Source organism: Janthinobacterium sp. SUN100 (genome assembly GCF_030397705.1).
In the GTDB taxonomy this organism is placed as follows: Bacteria; Pseudomonadota; Gammaproteobacteria; order Burkholderiales; family Burkholderiaceae_D; genus Janthinobacterium; species Janthinobacterium kumbetense.
Window position 1 is genome coordinate 58,732 of record NZ_JAPUBU010000001.1, and the last position, 22,873, is coordinate 81,604.

At 61.3% G+C, this 22,873-nt stretch carries 1 protein-coding gene; it reads left to right on the forward strand.

Going from position 1 to position 22,873, the window contains the following annotated elements; translation table 11 throughout:
- Positions 1-79: 79 nt before the first annotated feature.
- Positions 80-22,873: a hemagglutinin repeat-containing protein gene (locus O0881_RS00235; RefSeq protein ID WP_289909509.1), complete on the forward strand. Its 22,794-nt coding sequence runs from the start codon at positions 80-82 to the stop codon at positions 22,871-22,873.

Genomic DNA, 22,873 nt, shown 5'->3' on the forward strand with positions numbered 1-22,873 from the left:
TAACAAGGTGAGACGCCGCCATCCGCCAGCCGCTCTCTTCTCCCTTTATCGCATTAATTGATTGTCAGTAGGACATGTCATGAACAAGAACCTGTACCGCATCATCTTTAACAAACGCCGTGGCCAATTGATGGTCGTCGCCGAAAATGCTTCTTCGCAAGGCAAGGCGGCCAAGGGGGAGGGCAGTCTGGACAGCGGCGTGTTTGAAGGCGATGGCGGTGGCGGGCTAAGTTTAAGTGTGAATGGCAAGTTACGGCCGCTGGCGCTGGCCGTGTTTGGCGCGCTGGGCATGGTGAGTTTTGTCGCCGGGCCAGCCATGGGGCAGATCGTGGCCGACCCGAACGCGCCGGGCCGCCAGCGTCCGACCGTGGTGCAAAGCGCGAATGGCGTGACGCAGGTGAATATCCAGACGCCGAGCGCGGCGGGCGTGTCGCGCAATACCTACAGCCAGTTCGACGTGACGGCGAATGGCGTCATCCTGAACAATAGCCGCGGCAATGTGCAGACGCAGACGGGCGGCTGGGTGCAAGGCAATCCATGGCTGGCCGGCGGCAGCGCGCGCGTGATATTGAACGAAGTCAACTCGGCCAACCCGAGCCAGCTGCGCGGTTATGTCGAGGTGGCCGGGCAGCGGGCCGAGGTCGTCATCGCCAACCCGGCCGGCGTGGCCATCGACGGCGGCGGTTTCATCAATGCCAGCCGGGTCGTGCTGACGACGGGCACGCCGATCCTCAACGGCGGCAGCCTGGACGGTTACATGGTGCAGCGCGGCGTGGTCAGCATCAACGGACGGGGACTGGACACGTCGCTGAGCGACTACACGGCCATCCTGGCGCGCGCCGCACAGATCAATGGCGGCATCTGGGCGCAGGAATTGAAAGTGGTAACGGGGGCGAACCAGATCGATGCGGCGCATGGCGTGGCGGGCGGTATTGCTGGCGCGGGGCCGGCTCCGGCGTATGCGTTGGACGTGGCGCAGCTGGGCGGCATGTACGCGGGCAAGATCACCCTCATCGGCACGGAAGCGGGCCTGGGTGTGCGCAATGCGGGCGTCTTGGCGGCCACGGCGGGTAATCTGGTGCTGCAATCGAATGGCTGGCTGAGCAACAGCGGCAATATCCAGTCCGCCGGCGCGGGCAGCCAGACGAGCATTGCCGTGACGGGCGACGTAGCCAATAGCGGCACCGTGTATGCGGGCGGCGACAGCCAGGTGCAGGCGCAGGGCAACATTGCCAACAGCGGCGTGATCGCGGCCCAGGGCAATGCCAAGGTGCATGCCACGGGGGCGGCGGCGCGCATCGATGCCACCGCTGGCTCGGTGCTGGCGGCTGGCTTGAATCTGGACAATACCTTGGCCGCCAGCGGCAAGCTGAGTGTTTCTGCTGGCGACACCATTGCCGTGCACGGCACGGCCGTGGCTGGCGGCGACAGCAGCCTGGCGGCGCGCCAGCTGGATATTACTGGCGCGCAAGTCGCGGGCGGGAATATCAGCCTGGGTGCCAGCGCGGGCGACCTCGATGCCAGCCGCGCGCAGGTCACTGCCCGTGACCGCCTGCAACTGGACGCGGCGCACACCGTGCGCAGCGATGCGGCGCAGTTGACTGGCCAGCAGCTGGGCGTGAATGCGTACGGCTTGTCGAACGTGGGCGGCCAGATCATGCAACTGGGCAACGGTGATCTTGCCATCCGCTTGCCGGGTGCGCTGGACAATACGCGCGGCGTCATCGCCACGAATAGCCAGGCTTTGCGTCTGCAGGCTGCCAGCCTGAGCAATCAGGATGGGCAAATCCAGCATGCGGGTACGGGCGCGCTGGAGATCGGCGCAGCGCAAGTCAATTTGCAGCGCGGCAGCATCCTCAGCAATGGCGCCATGACGCTGACGGGCGAGCACATCGACCACCGCGATGCGCGCACGGTGGCGGGGCAGCTCAGCATCAATGCCGCTACCCTGGACAACCGCGGTGGCGCGCTGGAAAGCAATGGCGCTTTGAGCGTGCAGGCGGGCAATGTACAAAATCAGAAGGGCCGTATCGTCTCGGGCACGGATGTGGCGCTGTCGACAGGCGCGCTGGACAATACCGAGGCGACCCTGGCGGCGGGTCGCACATTGCGCCTCGACAGCGGCGACGTCGACAATACGCGCGGCCAGATCCAGGCAGTGGCGGACGATGCGGCCTTGACGGTGGCAAAGCTGAACAATACGGCCGGCAGCGTCTTTGCCGGTGGCAATCTTGCCACCCGGGCCAGTGAAGTGCTCAATAGCGGCAACCTGTATGCGGCCGGCAGCCAGGCGCTGCAGGTGAGCGGCGCCGTCAGCAACAGCGGCGTCATTGCCGCGCAAGGCGATAACCGCATCGACGCCAGCCGCATCGACAGCGCTACTGGCAGCCTGCTGGGCGCCGGCATCCGCGCCGACGGCGGCCTGGCCGGCAGCGGCCAGTTGCAACTGACGGCCACGCAAGCGATCGCTGCCCATGGCCAGAACCTGGCCGCCGGCAAGACCAGCATGCACGCCACAGCCATCGATATCAGCGGCAGCCAGACGGGCGGCGCGGCGATTAGCCTGAACGCCAGCGCCTGTCATGTCGTGACCGATAACGCGCTGGTGACCACTACGGGCGTGCTGTCCGTGATGGCGGCCGGCAGCGGTCAGGCCCTGTCGAACGTGCGTGGCACCCTGAGCGCCGGGCAATTGGATATCACAACGGGATCGCTCGACAACCGCGGCGGCACCGTGATCCAGACGGGCGCTGGCGACACGGTACTAACAGGCAGCACCCTGGACAACACTGGCGGACGCATCGCCGTCAACAGCGCCAAGCTGGCGCTGACTGCGGAACAGGTGACTAACCGCGACGGCAGCATCGAACACGCGGGCACGGGCAGCCTGAGCATCGACGCGGTGCGTTTCGATGACGAACGCGGCAAGGTGACGGGCAATGGACTGGTTGATATCCAGGCGGAAACAATTGATCACCGCCATGCCGTTACGTCCGGGCAGCAGGTAACAGTGCAGGCCAACCAACTGGACAATAGCGACGGCACCCTGCAGCAGACGGGGGCAGGGCAGATGCGCGTGGATGTGGCGCAAACGTTGGACAACACGCGTGGCAACATTGCCGGCAATGGCAGCGTGCAGGTGCAAGCTAGTGTGCTGGACAACAGCAAGGGCCGTATCACGTCCGCTGCCTCGGCAGATATCACCAGCAAGGGCGCGCTGACCAACATGGATGGCGTGATTGCTGCGACCGCCGACTTGCATGTGGAAGGTGTAAATATTGACAATACGCGTGGTGTATTGCAGGCGGACAATTTACATCTTGACGCGGCGACCTTGCTGAACCAGCAAGGCACGGTCAGCGCCGGTTCGGACCTGACGGCGCGCCTCAGCGCAGACTTGAGCAACACCGGCCTGCTGTATGCAGGCCGTAACCAGCAACTGACGGTGGGTGGCTTGCTGAACAACAGCGGTTCCATCGCCTCCGTTGGCAACACCAATATTTCCGCTAATAAAGTGACCAGCAGCGGCTTGCTGGGCGCCGGCTTGAAAGCCGACGGTAGCCTGGGTACGGCAGGCGACCTGACTATCAACGCCGATGGCGTCTTGCAAGCAAGCGGCCAGAATCTGGCGGCGGGCAGCGCCGTGCTGATGGGCGACAATGTGGACTTGTCGGGCAGCCAGACGGGGGCAGGCAACATCGCCGTCACCGTGCGCAGCGGCGACGTATTGACGAACAAGGCCGTGATTTCCGCCAGCAATCTGCTGGCTATTACCGCCAATGCGAACAATGAACAATCGCTGGTGAACAGCCAGGGGCAGCTGGTGGGTGGACAGTTGCAGCTGAACGTGGCCAACCTGAACAACGCCAGCGGCGAGATCGTGCAGACGGGCACCGGCGACACCGTCATTACCACAGGCAAGTTGGACAACACGGCCGGACGCATCGCCGTGAACAGCGCCAACTTGGCCTTGAACGCCACGGTATTGACGAACATCAATGGCAAGCTGGAGCACGCAGGCGCCGGTATCCTGGCCATCAATGCGGGCCAATTCAACAACCAGCACGGCAAGATCACGGGCAACGGCAAGCTCGACATCACTGCCGCCGTCTTCGACCACCGCAATGCGACGACGGTGGCCAATCAGCTGACCGTCAACGCCGGCAGCCTGGATAACCGTGCCGGCAGCCTGGCGCAAACGGGCACAGGTTTGATGAGCCTCAATACCGCCGGCTCGCTGGACAACACGGGCGGCAAGATCGAGGGCAATGGCGATGCGCTGGTGAAGGCAAACACTTTGCTGAACAACACTGGCCGCATCGTGGCGGCGCAGGATGCCACGTTGAATGTAGATCGTCTGGACAATACGGAAGGGATCGTGGCCGCCGGGCGCAACCTGGCATTAAGCGGTGCTGATATCGACAATACCAAGGGCCAGTTGCAAGCCGTGGCCGGTAACGCTGCCTTGACCGTGGCGAACTTGAACAATGCGGCAGGCAACGTGTTTGCAGGCGGCAATCTGGCCACCACGCTCGATGCCTTGAGCAACACGGGCAGCCTGTACGCGGCCGGAAATCAATCCCTGACCGCAACAGGCGCCATCGTGAACACGGGCGTCATCGCGGCGCAGGGAGATACCAGTATCACGGCCAATCGCCTCGACAGCAGTGCAAGCAGCCTCATCGGCGCGGGTATCCAGGCCGATGGCAAGCTGGGCACGTCTGGCGGCCTGGCGATCAGCACCGCGCAAGCGCTGAATGTACACGGCCAGATTTTGGCGGCCGGCATTGCCAATCTGACAGGCGCCACGCTCGACATCAGTGGCAGCCAGGCCAGCGCGGTCAACATCGGCCTGACGGCAACACAGGGCGATGTCATCACGAACAAGGCCGTGGTGACGACGCCGGGCACGTTGAACGTGACGACCGGCGCCGCGTTGCACAACACGGACGGTACCTTGCAGGCGGGCCAGCTCGACTTGCATGTGGCAAACCTGGACAACGCCAAGGGTACGTTGCTGCAAACGGGCACGGGTAACACCATCATCCAGACGGGCAATCTGGACAACACGGCTGGCCGCATCGCCGTCAACAGCAACAAGTTGACCCTCGATGCGACCACGCTGACGAACCGCGATGGCAAGATCGAGCATGCGGGAACCGGCATCCTGTCTGTGCAGGTAAGCGTGCTGGACAACAGCAAGGGCCGTATCACGTCGGCCGCGTCGTCGGACATTGTCAGCAAGGGCGCGCTGAACAATAAGGATGGCGTAATTGCCGCGATTGCCGACTTGCATGTTGGAGGTGTTGCACTGGATAACACCCGAGGCGTATTGCAAGCGGACAATTTACGTCTGGACGCGGCGACCTTGCTGAACCAGCAAGGCACGCTCAGCGCTGGCACGGACCTGACGGCGAAAGTGAGCGGTGACCTGAACAACGCTGGCCTGCTGTACGCAGGCCGTAACCAGCAATGGATGGTGGGCGGCGTGCTGAATAACACGGGGTCGATCGCCTCCGTCAACAACACCCATATTACCGCTGGCAAAGTGACCAGCAGTGGCTTGCTGGGCGCCGGTGTGAAAGCCGATGGGAGCCTGGGTACGGCAGGTGATCTGACCATCAATGCCGATGGCGTCTTGCAGGCGACCGGCCAGAATCTGGCGGCGGGCAATGCCGTGCTGACGGGCGCCAATGTGGACCTGTCGGGTAGCCAGACTGGGGCGGCGAACCTCGCCATCACGTCCCTTGCTGGCGATGTCATCACCAGCAAGGCGGTCATTTCTACGAGCAAGCTGCTGGCGATTACCGCCAATGCGGCCAACGCACAGTCGCTGATCAATACCCAGGGCCAACTAGTGGCAGACCAGCTGCAGCTAAACGTCGCGAATCTGGACAATGCCAACGGCGACATCGTGCAGACGGGCACGGGCGACACCGTCATCACCACAGGCAAGTTGGACAACACGGCTGGCCGTATCGCCGTCAACAGCGCGAACCTGGCTTTGAACGCCACGGTATTGACGAACATCAATGGCAAGCTGGAGCACGCAGGCGCCGGCATCCTGGCCATCAACGCGGGCCAGTTCAACAACCAGTTCAGCAAGATTACGGGTAATGGCAAGCTCGACATCACGGCGACTAGCTTGGATCACCGCAATGCCACGACCATCGCGAACCAGCTGACGGTCAATGCGGGCACGCTGGACAACCGCAGCGGCAGCCTGGCGCAAACGGGTACAGGTTTGATGAACGTCAATGCGACTGGTTTGTTGGACAATACGGGCGGCAAGATCGAAGGCAATGGCGATGCGCTGGTAAAGGCCACTACCTTGCTGAACAACAAGGGCCGCATCGTGGCGGCGCAGGATGCTACGTTGAATGTAGATCGTCTGGACAATACGGAAGGGATCGTGGCCGCCGGGCGCAACCTGGCATTGAGCGGTGCTGACATCGACAATACCAAGGGCCAACTGCAAGCCGTGGCCGGCAACGCCACCTTGAACGTCGCGAACTTGAATAACACCGCCGGCAACGTGTTTGCCGGCGCCAACCTGACCGCGACACTGGCCAGCTTGAACAACACGGGCAGCCTGTATGCGGCCGGAAATCAATCCCTGACCGCAACAGGCGCCCTCGTCAACACGGGCGTCATCGCGGCGCAGGGAGATGCCAGTATCACGGCCAATCGCCTCGACAGCAATGCAAGCAGCCTCATCGGCGCGGGTATCCAGGCCGATGGCAAGCTGGGCACGTCTGGCGGCCTGGCGATCAGCACCGCGCAAGCGCTGAATGCACACGGCCAGATTTTGGCGGCCGGTAATGCCAATCTGACAGGCACCACGCTCGACATCAGTGGCAGCCAGGCCAGCGCGGTCAACATCGGCCTGACGGCAACACAGGGCGAGGTCAGCACGAACAAGGCCGTGGTGACGACGCCGGGCACGTTGAACGTGACGACCAGCGCCGCGTTGCACAACACGGACGGTACCTTGCAGGCGGGCCAGCTCGACCTGCATGTGGCAAACCTGGACAACGGCAAGGGTACGTTGCTGCAAACGGGCACGGGTAACACCATCATCCAGACGGGCAATCTGGACAACACGGCTGGCCGCATCGCCGTCAACAGCAACAAGTTGACCCTCGATGCGACTACGCTGACGAACCGCGATGGCAAGATCGAGCATGCGGGAACCGGCATCCTGTCTGTGCAGGCAGGTGTGCTGGACAACAGCAAGGGCCGTATCACGTCGGCTGCATCGTCGGACATTGTCAGCAAGGGCGTGCTGAACAATACGGATGGCGTAATTGCCGCGATTGCCGACTTGCATGTTGGCGGTGTTGCACTGGATAACACCCGAGGCGTAGTGCAAGCGGACAATTTACATCTTGACGCGGCGACCTTGCTGAACCAGCAAGGCACGCTCAGCGCCGGCACGGATTTGATGGCGAAAGTGAGCGGTGACCTGAGCAACGCTGGCCTGCTGTACGCAGGCCGCAACCAGCAATGGACGGTGGGCGGCGCGCTGAATAACACGGGGTCGATCGCCTCCGTCAACAACACCCATATTACCGCTGGCAAAGTGACCAGCAGCGGCTTGTTGGGCACCGGCGTGAAAGCGGATGGGAGCCTGGGCATGGCAGGCGACTTGACCATCAATGCCGATGGCGTGCTGCAAGCGAGCGGGCAGAACCTGGCGGCGGGCAGCGCTGTGCTGACGGGCGACAATGTGGATTTGTCTGGCAGCCAGACTGGGGCGGCAAACATCGCCGTCACGGCAAATACTGGCGACGTACTGACGAACAAGGCGGTGATTTCCGCCAGCAACGTATTGGCCATCACGGCAAACGCCAGCAATGGCCAAGCTCTGGTAAATACCCAGGGCCAGCTGGTGGCCGGCCAGTTGCAGCTGAACGTAGCCAACCTGAACAACGCCAGCGGGGAGATTGTGCAGACGGGCACGGGCGGTACCGTTATCACCTCGGCCAAGCTGGACAACACGGCCGGCCGTATCGCTGTCAACAGCGCCAACCTGGCTTTGAACGCCACGATATTGACGAACATCAATGGCAAGCTGGAGCACGCGGGCGCGGGCATCATGGCTATCAACGCGGGCCAGTTCAACAACCAGTTCGGCAAGATTACGGGCAACGGTAAAGTGGACCTCACCGCTGCGACCTTGGATCACCGCAATGCCATCACCGTGGCCAATCAGTTAACGGTGAACGCGGGCAGCCTGGACAACCGTGCCGGCACCCTGGCGCAAACGGGTACAGGCTTGATGAGCATCAACAGCACGGGTCTGCTGGACAACATGGGCGGCAAGATCGAAGGCAATGGCGATGCGCTGGTCAAAGCCCAGGTATTACTGAACAGCACGGGCCGTATCGTGGCGGCGCAGGATGCTGCACTGCAGGTGGGCAGCCTGGACAATACGGAAGGCACGGTGGCGGCGGGGCGCCATCTGCAACTGTCCGGTGGTGATATCGACAATGCCAAAGGCCAATTGCAGGCCGTGGCGGGCAACGCCACCTTGAACGTGGCGAACTTGAACAATACCGCTGGTAACTTGTTTGCCGGCGGTAACCTGAACACCGCACTCGATACTTTGAGCAACACTGGCAGCCTGTATGCGGCCGGGAATCAATCCCTGAGTGCCACAGGCGCCATCACGAATACGGGAGTCATCGCCGCACAAGGCAACAACAGCATCACGGCAAAGACCATCGACAGCAGCGCAAGCAGCCTGATCGGCGCCGGTATGCAGGCCGATGGCAAGTTAGGCACAAGTGGTGACCTGATGGTTAGCGTCACGCAGGACCTCGCCGCACATGGCCAGATTCTGGCGGCCGGTAATGCCAATCTGACAGGCACCACGCTCGACATCAGTGGCAGCCAGGCCAGCGCGGCCAACATCGGCCTGACGGCCACTCAGGGCGATGTCGGCACGAACAAGGCGGTGGTGATGACACCAGGCGCGCTCAACATCACGACGAGCGCCACCTTGCACAACACGGAAGGCACCTTGCAGGCGGGCCAGCTCGACCTGCATGTAGGCAATCTGGACAACGCCAAGGGCACTGTCTTGCAAACGGGCACGGGCGATACCATCATCCATACGGGCAATCTTGACAACACGGCTGGCCGCATCGCCGTCAACAGCACGAACTTGAATATCGATGCCGTCAAGGTCACGAACCAGGATGGCAAGATCGAGCATGCGGGCACGGGGACGCTGAATGTGCAGGCGGGTGGGCTGGACAACAACAAGGGCCGCATTACGTCGGCGGCAGCAGCTTCTGTCATCAGCAAAGGTGTGTTGAACAATACGGATGGCGTGATCGCCGCCACCACCAATCTGCAGGTTGGCGGCACTGCACTGGACAACACGCGCGGCGTATTGCAGGCGGACAATTTACGTCTGGACACGGCGACCTTGCTGAACCAGCAGGGCACGGTCAGCGCCGGTACGGACTTGACGGCGAAAGTGAGCGGTGACCTGAACAATGTTGGCCTGCTGTACGCAGGCCGTAACCAGCAGTGGATGGTGGGCGGCGTACTGAATAACACGGGGTCGATCGCCTCCGTCAACAACACCCATATTACCGCTGGTAAAGTGACCAGCAGCGGCTTGTTGGGCGCCGGTGTGAAAGCGGATGGGACCCTGGGTACGGCAGGCGATCTCACCATCCATGCTGATGGCGTGTTGCAAGCGAGCGGGCAGAACCTGGCAGCGGGCAGCGCTCAGTTGACAGGTGCATCGGTCGATTTGTCGGGTAGCCAGACTGGCGCAACGAATATCGCCATCACGGCAAATACTGGCGATGTAGTGACGAACAAGGCGGTGATTTCCGCCAGCAACGTGCTGGCCATCACGGCCAACGCGCATAACGCGCAGTCACTGGTAAATACGCAGGGCCAGCTGGTGGCCGGCCAGTTGCAACTGAACGTGGCCAACCTGAACAACGCCAGCGGGGAGATCGTGCAGACGGGCACGGGCGATACCGTTATCACCACGGCCAAGCTGGACAACACGGCCGGTCGTATCGCTGTCAACAGCGCGAACCTGGCTTTGAACTCCACGATATTGACGAACATCAATGGCAAGCTGGAGCACGCGGGCGCGGGCATCCTGGCTATCAACGCGGGCCAGTTCAACAACCAGTTCGGCAAGATTACGGGCAATGGTAAAGTGGATCTCACCGCTGCGACCTTGGATCACCGCAATGCCATCACCGTGGCCAATCAGCTGACGGTCAACGCGGACAGCCTGGATAACCGTGCCGGCAGCCTGGCGCAAACGGGTACAGGCTTGATGAGCATCAACAGCACGGGTCTGCTGGACAACACGAGCGGCAAGATCGAAGGCAATGGTGATGCGCTGGTAAAGGCCACTACCTTGCTGAATAACAAGGGCCGCATCGTGGCGGCGCAGGATGCTGAGCTTGCAGTGGGTAGCCTGGACAATACGGAAGGCACGGTGGCGGCAGGCCGCAATCTGGCATTGACCGGTGGCGATATCGACAATACCAAGGGCCAATTGCAGGCCGTGGCGGGCGATGCGATCCTGAGCGTTGGCAAGCTGAACAACAGCGCGGGCAGCGTGTTTGCCGGCGCCAACCTGAACGCTACCCTGGCGAGCCTGAACAACACCGGTAGCCTGTACGCGGCTGGCAATCAGGTTTTGGAGGCCAGCGGCGCCATCGTGAACACGGGCGTGATCGCGGCGCAAGGCAACAACAGCATCACGGCAAAGACGCTCGACAGCAGCGCGAGCAGCTTGCTCGGCGCCGGCATGCAGGCCGATGGCAAGCTGGGCACGACTGGCGATCTGACCATCAACACCGCGCAAACGGTGACCGCGCATGGCCAGAACCTAGCTGCAGGCAATGCCAATCTGACAGGTGCCAGCATTGACATCGGCGGCAGCCAGACCAGCGCGACGAACATCGGCCTGACGGCAACAACGGGCGATGTCAGCACGAACAAGGCGGTGGTGACGACGCCAGGCACGCTCAGCATCACGACGAGCGCCACCTTGCACAACGCGGAAGGTACCTTGCAGGCGGGCCAGCTCGACTTGTACGTGGGCAATCTGGACAACGCCAAGGGCACCGTCATCCAGACGGGCACGGGCGATACCGTTATTCAGACGGGCAATCTCGACAACAGCGCGGGGCGCATCGCCGTCAATAGCGCGAATCTGATCCTGGGCGGGGTCACCCTGACGAATGCGGGCGGCAAGATCGAGCATGCTGGCAGCGGTACCCTGGCCATCACGGCGGCCACCTTGCAGGGCGCAGGCGGCAGTATCATTGGCAATGGTGCCGTCGATCTGAAGGCAGGCTTGTTCGACCACGCCAACGCCACCACCACGGGGCGGTCCCTGAACGTGCAGGCAGACAGCCTGAGCAACCGTGGCGGCCATCTGCTGCAGACGGGCGCGGGCGGCATGACGGTGGCCGTCACAGGATTGCTGGACAATACGAGTGGTGAAATCGCCGGCAATGGAGTGTTGTCGGTGCAGACCGGTAGCCTGGACAATACCAAGGGCAAGATTACCTCGGCCACGTCCGCCGACATCGCCAGCACTGGCGCGCTCGTCAATACCGATGGCGTGATCGCGGCGGCGACCGATTTGCACCTGGGCGGCGCCATCGACAACACGCGCGGCTTGCTGCAGGCGGGGATCGGCGCCTTGAGCCTGGACGCGGCCAGCCTGCGCAATGCGCAAGGCACGCTCAGCGCGGGCAGCGATATCATAGCCAAGGTCAGCGGCGACGTGCTCAACGCTGGCGTGCTGTATGCGGGGCGCAACCAGACCCTGGAGATCGGCGGTTTGCTCAGCAATACGGGTTCGCTGGCTGCCCTGGGCAATACGACGATCACGGCGGGCAGTCTGAGCGGTAATGGCCTGCTGGCGGCAGGCATGCGCGCCGATGGCAGCTTTGCCTCGGCCGGTGACCTGACGGTGACGGCCCGTGGCGTCTTGCAGGCTGGCGGCCAGAACATGGCGGCCGGTCAGCTGCAGATGACGGGCGCGTCGGTCGACGTGGGCGGCAGCCAGAGCAGCGCGGCGCATATCGGCTTGACGGCCCTGACGGGCAACGTGACGACCAGCAAGGCGGTCGTGTCGACGAATGGTCTATTGAGCATCACGGCGAATGCCGCCAACGGGCAGGCACTGGTCAACCAGGGCGGCAGCTTGAGCGCTGGGCAATTGGCCCTGCGCGTTGCCAACCTGGACAACGCCAAAGGCACCTTGATCCAGACGGGCGCTGGCGACACGGTCATCGAAACCGGCAAGCTGGACAATACGGGCGGGCGCATCGCCGTCAACAGCGCCAACCTGCGCCTGCAGGCGGGCGACTTGACGAATATCGACGGCAAGATCGAGCATGCCGGCAAGGGCGTGCTGGATATCCGCGCCACCAATTTGTATGGCCAGCGGGGCCAGCTGACGGGCAATGGCGCGCTGCAGGTGGCGGCCAATTACATCGATCACCGCAACGCCAGCCTGCTGGCGCAGCAGGTGAACGTCTCCGCCGGCATCCTCGACAATCGCCAGGGACAGATTACGCAGCTGGGCACGAGTGCGGCAACAGTGCTGGCCAGCACGCGCCTGGACAATAGCGGCGGCAAGATCGAGGCGAATGGCAATGTGCGCGTGGAAACGGGCGAGTTGCTCAATGAGCATGGCCGTATTGCTTCTGCACAAGATGTCAATGTGGCAGCAACGGGCAAGCTGGACAATACTAGCGGCGTGATCATTGCCGGGCACGACCTGACGCTGGCTGGCGGCAAGGTAGACAATACCCTGGGCCAGTTGCAGGCGGCAGGCGGCAATGCGCAATTGACGATGGACGAGCTGCTCAATGCGCAAGGCAGCATCGTTGCCAGCGGCAATCTGACGACGACGGCGGGCAGCGTGCGCAACAGCGGCAGCCTGTTTGCCGGCGCAGAACAAACGCTCACCGTGACGGGGGCGCTGGACAATACCGGCGTGATCCTGGCCCAGGGCAACAACACGATCAGTGCCAACAGCATCAACAGCGGCGCGGCCAGCCTGATCGGCGCGGGCGTGAAAGCCGATGGCAGCCTGCAGACGAGCGGCAACTTGCAGGTCACGGCGCAACAGGCATTGGGAGCGCATGGGCAAGTGTTGGCGGCAGGCAATGCCGTCCTGCGCGGCGGCAGCGTCGACCTCGGCGGCAGCCGCAGTAGCGCTGGCAATATCAGCCTGACGGCGACAACCGGCGACGTCAGCACCAGCGGCGCCGTGGTCACCACGCCGGGCGCCCTGACGATCACGGCCGGCGGGAATGGTCAGACGTGGACCAACCAGCGCGGCGATGTCAGCGCTGGCCAGCTGGCCGTTGGCGTTGGTAACCTGAACAACCAGCAAGGTAGCATCGTGCAGACCGGTGCCGGCAATACTGCCATCGACCTGACATCTGCGGTAGGCGTGCTGGACAACACGGGCGGGCGCATCGCCGTCAACAGCGCCAATCTGAGCCTGAAAGCGGGTACGTTGACGAATACGGATGGCAAGATCGAGCATGCGGGCAGCGGCACCTTGAGCCTGCAAGCCACGCAGCTGAACGACCTGCGCGGACAGATCACAGGCAATGGCGCCCTGGTCGTGACGGCTGGCGCCATCGACCACCGCAACGCCAGCACCATCGCGCAGCAAATCAGCTTGACGGGCGCGACCCTGGACAATGGGGGCGGCAACCTGACGCAGCTGGGCAAAGGCGATACCACCATTCAACTGACGACCAGTCTGGACAACCACGGCGGCACAATCGCCAGCAACGGCAACACCAATATCGTTGCACCAAGCCTGAACAACCAGGGCGGCAAGCTGCAGGCGGCCGGCACGGCCAACCTGACGGTCACGGCAAGCAACGTGCTCAACAACAGTCATGGCGGCGCCATCGCCGGCGGCGGCAATGTCGTGCTGGGTGCGGGAACTCTGCTGAACCAGGGCGGCAGCGCCACGGCAGGAGGGCAACTAACGGCGAACGTGGCGCAGGCATTGAACAATGCGGGCGGCTTGCTGGCCGCCACGGGCAATATGACCGTGAACGCGGCCAGCGTCGACAACAGCGCCGGGGGGAAGCTGGCCTCGGTGCAAGGCCTGTTGACGGTCACGTCCACGGGCGCCACCGTCAACAATGGAGGCACCTTGCAAGCGGGTGGCGACATCATCCTGCGCAATGGCGGTCTGTGGAACGGGCAAGGCACCATTGCGGGCGCGAACGTCACGCTCGACACGCACGGCCAGGTCTTCAACAATACGCAGGGCACCTTGGCGGGCACGGGCACCGTCAACTTGCAGACGGGCATCCTGGACAACGATGGCGGCTTGCTGCAGTCGGGCGGCGCCATGACCATCGACACGCATGGCAACGCTTTACTCAATACCAATGCGGGCGCGTATGCCGTGCGCCATCCGGGCAGCGCGGGCGGCATCAGCAGCGGCGCAGGATTGACCCTGCAAACGGGCAACTGGAACAATGCGGGCGGTTATCTGGGCGCGGCAGGCAACATCACGGGTAGCGCGGGCCAGCTGGATAACCGTGGCGGCCAGGTCGTCGGCAAGTCGGCGCTGGACCTGGCCTTGAGCGGCTTGCAAAACCAGGGCGGGCAAATCCAGGTGCTGGGCAATATCGGCCTGAACGCAGGTGGCGGCAGTATCAACAACCAGCAAGGCTTGATCCGCTCCGGCGCGGCCGTCACCGTGACGGGCGGCGCCATCGACAATGCCAGCACACTGGGCGCCAACCAGGGCATCGAAGGCATCCATGTGACCCTGAACAGCGCCAATGTCAGCAATATGCAGGGCGCGGTGCGCGCCGATGGCAACCTGGCGATCAACAGTGCAGGCATTATCAACAACACACTGGGCATGTTCAGCGCCGGCGGCGCGCTGGCACTGCAGGACACTGGCCCCGGCCGGGGACTGGCCGTCACCAACTCGGGCGGCACCATCATCGGTGGCCAGCGCACCGACATCCGCGCGGGCAGCTTGAGCGGCGATGGCAAGGTGTTGTCGCAGAAGGATATGGCGCTGGACCTGGCCGGCAACTTTACGCTGAACGCAGGCGCCGAGATCATGGCCAACGGTAATGCGGATATCACCATCGGCGGACAGCTGGCCAATGCCGGGAAAATCCAGGCGCTCAGCATGCTGACCCTGGGCGCCGCCAATTTCGACAATGCCAGCACGGGCGACATCAATGCTGGCACGACGCGTGTCAACGTCGGCGGCGTGCTGAACAACCGGGGCGTGATCGACGGCATCAGCACGCAACTGAACGTGGGCACGCTGAACAACGTCGGCACGGGCCGCATCTATGGCGACCATCTGAGCATAGCAGGCGGCACCGTCAACAACGACGTGGAAGGCGGCGTGGCGGCCACCATCGCGGCGCGCGAGCGGCTCGATATCGGCGTCACCACACTCAACAACCGCGAACACGGCCTGATCTTCAGCGGCGGCGACATGGCCATCGGCGGCTACCTGGACGGCAACCGCATCGCCACGGGTTGGGCGGGAACGGTGACGAATGCCAGCGCGACGATCGAGGCGCTGGGGAGCTTGAACCTGGGCGCGAGTCAGGTGAATGTCCTCAATAACCATCTGGTTTTTGAGGAAGGTCGGATGACGACGGAGACGATAACTGAATATCAAGCGCAAGGGAGTGAAACTAAGTATGCAGAAGGCACGCCAGGTGTGTCCCTCAAAAAGCCGAGGGGTGATTTTGATTACCTTACCGTGCTGTTTACACCCGATGGGGGGCGACATATACAGTTCACAAAACGTGAAGTAATTCGTACAAGTTATGAAAACGTCGTTGTTAGCTCCGATCCAGGAAGAATAATTGCGAGCAATAATCTAAAAATTAGTGCCAGCACCATCGTGAATGACAATAGTCACATCCTTGCCGGAGGTGCTTTGGATATGGATCGGGCGATTCTCAATAATAAGACGACGAAGGGGCAGAAAACTGTACACGAGAAAGGGAAAACGACAGTCTTTAAACCAGTTCCGGGCCGCGACGATAAGAAAGTGACTTTGATAACTGACACCCCCTTCGAGCGGACTACGACTGAGCCCTCCAGTTCTGCGAGTACGTCGCGCAATGAAGGAAATGCCAATACCGGCGGCCAGGGCACAAAACCTGGCAGTGCCATCAAAAATGGCGTTGGCGGCGCGGCGGAACGTATAGCCGGTGCGGAAACGCATGTGCGCACTTCGGCTTTTTCTGCGGACGCGACAGAAATCCGGAAATCTAATGTCAGCGGCCAAGGAACTGGTCGTGTCGATGGCGGCAGTATTGTCCAGAAGACTGACCGCACTGGCAATCCCGTCACTGATGCGGCTGTTGGCGTCACGCCAGGCAGCAAGCTTGACGGCGCTACAGGCTTCGCCGCGGATACAGGGGCATCACTGAACCACATGTCGACAGGCGCGGCAGGTAGCGTTGCCGCACAAGGCGCAGCAGCGGTGGCGGGCGCTCACGGTGCGACGGGTAGTACGCGCACGGGTGATGCGGCTCGCACTGTTGCGGTTGACATGGTGTCCGGCGCGCGCGTTGATGCGGCCAGCGGTGCTGGCCAGCATGGTGTAGGCGTTGATGCGGCCTTGCTGCCTCGCTCGTCTGTGGGGTCGGTCACGGCCGTGTCGGGCGGCAATGGACCCGGCGGCGCGGCTCATGGTGGCGTCCTTGGCCCGGCTGGAGATGTGGGCACGGTGAACTCTGCTCAGTTGAGTGGCATTGCCGGCAGCCACACCAGCTCGCACACGGGGCTCGTTCCCGCAGCCGGGGCTGGCACTGCGGCAGATCAAGTGCAGGGCAAGGGCGGGCCAAGCAGTATTGCCGATGCCAACGCAATTGGGCACGCAGGCGAGATCGCAACGCTGGAGTCATCATTTGTCTCTGGTGTAGACGGCGCGCAAGCCCCGACTGGGGCTGAACTCGGTTCCGTAACTCGCGTTGGCATAGCTGCAGTTCCGGTTCAGGGGGGAGATGGCCCAGGCAGAGCGGCGAATGCCGCGACAATCGGGCAAGGTGGTGTAGTCGGACGGTTGGCTGCGACGGCCGTGGTAGCCGCCGAAGGCGCGCAAGCGGGAAATGCAACAGGTTTGAACCCGCTGAAAGACGTGGCTATCGCAGCCTCGACAGGCAGCGCGGCACACGCAGGCGCCGTCGGTGGAGTGGGGCAGGTGCGCATGAATGGCATTACCCAGGTGAAACTGGGCAACCCATCCACGCGTGCACAAGTGGTGCGGACCACGGGGTCATCGCTGCAGATTCCCAACGCCAGTCTGTATAAGGTGAGCTCTGCGCCATCGTCCCGCTATCTGGTGGAAACCGACCCGCGCTTTGCCAGTTATCGGGAATGGACGGGTTCCGATTATCTGCTCAAGCAGGTGAAAAACGATCCCTCCGTGACGCAAAAGCGCCTGGGCGACGGATTCTACGAGCAACGCCTGGTGCGCGAGCAAGTCGCAGAGCTGACGGGGCAGCGTTTCGTCGGCGATTACACCAGTGACGAACAGCAGTACAAGGCCTTGATGGATCAAGGTATCGCGTTTGCCAAGCAATGGGACCTTCGTCCCGGTATTGCGCTGACAGCGGAACAAATGGCGGGGCTGACCAGCGATATCGTCTGGCTGGTGGAACAGGAAGTCGTGCTGGCCGACGGCAGCACGCAAAAAGTGCTGGCGCCGCAAGTGTATGTGCGCGTGCGTGAAGGCGATATCGATGGCCAGGGCGGCTTGTTGGCAGGCAAGGAGGTCAATCTGAATCTCGAAGGCGATTTGACCAATAGCGGCACGATTGCCGGACGCACGATCGTCAAGCTGAACGCGGAGAATATCGACAACCTGGGCGGGCGCATTACGGGCGATGCCATTTCCGCCAATGCCAGGAAGGATCTGAACAACATCAGCGGCACCATTTCCGCCAACAGCGAGCTGCAAGTCAGTGCTGGTCGGGATATCAACGTGAAGACGTCGACGCTGGCGTCCAGCGCCAGCGATGGAAAAAACAGCCTCAGTAGTACCAGCCTGGATAAGCTGGCTGGTCTATATGTCACTGGCAATGGCACGGCTGGCAGCGGTAATTTGCTGGTATCTGCTGGGCGCGACGTGACAATCGCGGGTGCTTCCGTCGTGAATACGGATGCCGGTGGCGGCATTGGCATCGCAGCCGGCCGTGACATTGCGGTCACGACGGTGAGCAGCGGTAGCGAGCTCAGGTTGGCAGGTCCTGGGCAGCGGCACACGACCAATACGTCCAGCAAAGAAACCGCCAGCACCATTTCGTCTGCCGGCGATATTCGCCTGAGTGCCGGTGAACATATCCAGCTGAAGGCAGCAAATGTCCAGGCAGCGGAAACGTTACAGTTGTCTGCGGAACGCAATATCGATATTGCCACGGCGCATGATACAGAATCGCGTCAAAGCTGGTATGGCAACAGCTCGACCAAGAGTGCCAGCCAGGGCAGCGAGCTGGGCGGCAAGCAGATCGTCATGCTGGCCGGCAATGATATTAATAATGCTGGCGGCCAGGTGATCGCGACAGACAAGCTCATCGCAAGCGCCGGACGAGACATCAACATCGTCACGACCACTGTCAGCAACGCCAGCTCGAAATGGGCAGGCAACAGCGAAACCAGCACCGTCGTCGACAAGGTGGCAGGCCTGTATGTGACCGGCACGGGTGAAGGCAATACGCTGGTCGCCCAAGCGGGCCGCGATGTGACGCTGACCGGCGGCGTCATCGCCAATGCCGGCGCAAATGGCCAGACCAGCCTGATCGCGGGCCATAACCTGACCCTCAACACCGTCGCCGTCGCCTCGACGCACGACCAAGTGCGCAATGCGGACAATTACCGCAAAGAAAGCAAGACGGGCGAAGTGGGGAGCCAGATCATCGGCGCCGGCAATGTCAATTTGCAGGCAGGAAATGATTTGCTGGCGCGTGCGGCCGATGTGCAGGCGGGCGGGGCGCTGGGATTGGTGGCGGGCCATGATATCAGCCTGGTCAATGGCGTGTCCACCGACAGCCTGGATGTGGCAAGCAAGGTCAGGAAGAGCGGTACTTTCTCCAGTAAAACGACAACCACGCGCGATCTCGTGCAGACCAGCACCGCGCAGGGGACTTCATTGACGGGCAATACCGTCGATATCGTTGCCGGGCATGACCTCAAGGTGGCGGGTTCATCGGTACTTGCGCACGAGGCCGCCAATTTACTGGCGAAAAACGATATCAGCATCGAATCCGTCGGACTGGACGGCAAGGAGATTCACTCCAAGCAAGTCAAGAAGAGCGGCACCTTTGGCCTGAGCAAGTCGCTGACCAGCCAGGCCGACGATGGCCGCACCGTTACCCAGGCTGGCAGCGCGATCAGCGGCGGCAGTGTGACGATGGTGGGCGGGCGCGACGTTGCCATCAAGGGCAGCACGGTGGTGGCCGATGGCAATATTGACTTGACCGCCTTGCGCAACCTGAGCATCGTCAGTGCCGAGAATGACAAGGACACGACGTCCAGCAGCTTCAGCAAGAAGTCCGGCTTTATCGGCAGCATCAACCAGCCGGCTTTCGGCACGGTAAAAACCACCAGCGATGGCAAGAGCACGGGCGTGGCGCAAGTGGGCACTCAGATTGCCAGCCTGGGCGGCAATGTGTCGCTGCGCGCGGGCGAAACCTACACGCAGACGGCCAGCGAAGTACTGGCGACCGGCGCGGGTGCGAGTGGCGGCCAGCCTGGCGATATCAGCATCGTGGGCAAGAATGTGTTGATCAAGGAGGCGTACAACAGCAATACCAGCGAGCAGCACACGACCTTCAGCAAGGTGGCCCTTGGCGGTACGGTCAACGTGCCGATTGTCGATGCCGTGAAAAGCATCGGCAGCCTGGCACAGGCAGCCGAACAGACGAAGGACTCGCGCATGCAGGCCCTGGCGGCCGTGACTTTGGCATCGAAAGCCAAGGATCTGGCTGGATTGGCCTCGGAGGGCTTGACGGATAAGGGCATCAAGATCAGCGTCAGCCTGGGCAGCAGCAAGAGCGAAAGCGAAATGCACCAGAGCAGCAGCACGGTGGTCGGCAGCGCCGTCAATGCTGCGGGCAACGTCAGCATCATTGCGACCGGGGCAGGGGCGGACAGCGACTTGACGGTAGCTGGCAGCAAGATTGCTGCGGGTGGTAATCTTACCTTGTTCGCCGATGACAAGATCAACCTGCTCGCGGCGCAAAACACGGCGACGCAAACGAGCAAGAACAGCAGCAGCGGCTCCAGCATCGGCATCGGCTATACCATTGGTGGAGCGCAGAATGGCTTTAGCCTCGATATTGCGGCCAACCAGGCGCGCGGCAAGGCCGATGGCACGGACAATTACTACACCAACACCTATGTGACAGCGGGCAAGACGGCGACCGTCATCAGTGGTGGAGATACGACATTGCAAGGCGCGATCCTGGCAGCGGATACGGTCAAGGGCGCCATCGGCGGCAACCTGAACATTATCAGTTTGCAAGATACAAGCACCTACGCCAGCAAGAGCAGCAGCGCGGGCTTCAACATGAGCTTGTGCATTCCCCCTGCCTGCTATGGCGCCAGCACCGTCGGCGGCAGCATTTCGCAGAGCAAGGCTAAAGGTGATTTTGCCAGCGTCACGGAACAATCAGGCATCAAGGCGGGCGATGGCGGGTTCCAGATCAACGTCGCCGGCAATACCGATTTGCAGGCGGGCGTGATTGCCAGCAGCGGCAAGGCGATTGCCGATGGCAAGAACTCGCTGATCACGGGTACCTTGACGACGAGCGAGCTGCAAAACAAGGACCAGCATTCGGCGAGCGGGTTCAGTTTGAGCGGGTCGGCTGGCGCGAAAGTGGGTACGCAGAATACTGCAAGCACTGCAGCCGATACAGCCGCGGCGAACGCGAAATCGGGCAGTAGCGGTTCAACGGGCTTTGGTAGTACATCGGGTAGTCAAAGTAGTACCACGACCTCCGGCATTAGTGGCGGCACCATAGTGATTGCTGATGTGGAGAAGCAGCAGGCGCTGAATGGCAAGACGGCAGCGGAGATGTTGGCTGGACTTAATCGCGATGTCAGCAGCGAAAAGGACAGTAGCGGTGCGTTGAAAAAAGGATGGGACGCAAAAGCGATCGAGAAGGAAGTTCAGGCGCAGGTGGCCATTACCGAGGCATTCAGCGTGGCTGCTGCGTCCGAGATCGGCAAGTATGCAGATAAGAAACTGGAAGAGGCCGCCAAGTTGCGGAAAGAGGCGGCCAAGCCAATGGCGCCGGAGCAGCGCGATGCGCTGTTGCGCCAAGCCGCGGAAATTACCCGTGAGTGGAGCGAAGGCGGTACGGCGCGTGTACTCGCTTCCACCGCCGCGGGTGCCCTGGGGGGCGGGTTGCTTGGTGCGTCCGCTTCCGCTGCGGGCAGCAAGGTGTCTGGTGTTCTTTATCATGCGGATATCCCTGAATCTATGCAGGGATTGTCGCAGGAGCAGCAGGCCAGGATGCAACAAATGGGGGAGGAGGCCGGTTTCAATGGCCTGACGTCCCAGGAGTCATGGCAAAAGTTAAAGCTCGTGTCCGACTTGCGCTTCGATCCGGAGTCGCAAAATCTACCTCAGGCGGAAGTGAATCGCCGCATCGGCGATTACCTGGGACTGCTGGGGGCGTCAGCTGAGCAGATTGCCGATATACAAAAGACGTTTGCGGATGCTGGTATTTCTGCAGTCAACACGCCGCGCACTCCCCGCGTGGAGCAAACTCTTTTGGGGGCGGTGGCGTCACCAGGCGACGTGGGGGAATATGATTATTCGCCAGACAATGCTCAGCCGAATGTTTTCCTGGGAACCAAGGTCATTGATAAGGGAACGCAGGGCGTCGGCGAGGTGGTCACCAAATTTGGGAAGTTGATTGATAGTAATATCGGTGCAAAGTATACCCTTGAAGCGCTTGATTTTGCGTCTGGGGCGATCATTTATGGTGTCAATAAAATACCAGCAGTGGAGAACTTGAAAAATCAGGCCACGGATCTGGTTAGCTCTTTCTTCGGTGAAGGTTTCAAAGACGCGGGATACAGTCAGTCGGGGATCGATAACGGTGCAGTTGGCGGTACTTCGATTTCGATGGTTGGGCTGGGCGGATTCGCTGGCATGATAAAAAATGCCGGGAGGATAGCTAAAATTTTCCCCAATGCCCATGTAAATCTGAAAGATGGCGCCCCAGATGTCCCGGCGCCACATAAGGGAGGTAGCGAAAAGCCACATGAAAATAAAGTGGTCAATGAAAAGACTGAGAATCCGAATTCGAATCCGAATAATTCGGAAAATCCCAATAAGAATCTGGAGATTGATGCCAAGCCGGTCAAGGAAATAGAATCAGGAAAAAAAGGTGAGTGGAACAAGGAATTGAATAAACCTCAGCCAAATACCGTTTATGTGGTGGATTCAAATCATACCTATCGTACGGATGAATTTTCACGCGTTGTCCATGTCGAGGGTGAACTTACCCTGAACAAGCATGATAGAAATGGATATCAGCAGTGCAAGGCAGGCAAGTGTGGCGTTGCTGGTGATGAAGGCGGGCATCTGATTGGCGCACAATTCGATGGTGCAGGGGAGAAAATTAACCTTGTGCCAATGAACTCGAGTTTGAATCAAGGTCAGTGGAAAGCCATGGAACAGACATGGGCTGATGCGTTAAAAGATGGAAAGAAAGTAAGTGTTGATATTCGACCTACGTATGTGGGTACTGACGCTAGGCCCACCTCGTTTATGGTAGAATATAAGGTGGATAATGTGCAGTATAAAGTTATTTTTAATAATAAAGCTTAA

What these genes read in the sequence shown, in the direction of transcription:
- O0881_RS00235 (WP_289909509.1), top strand. Translation starts at nt 80, where the DNA reads ATGAACAAGAACCTGTACCGCATCATCTTTAACAAACGCCGTGGCCAA.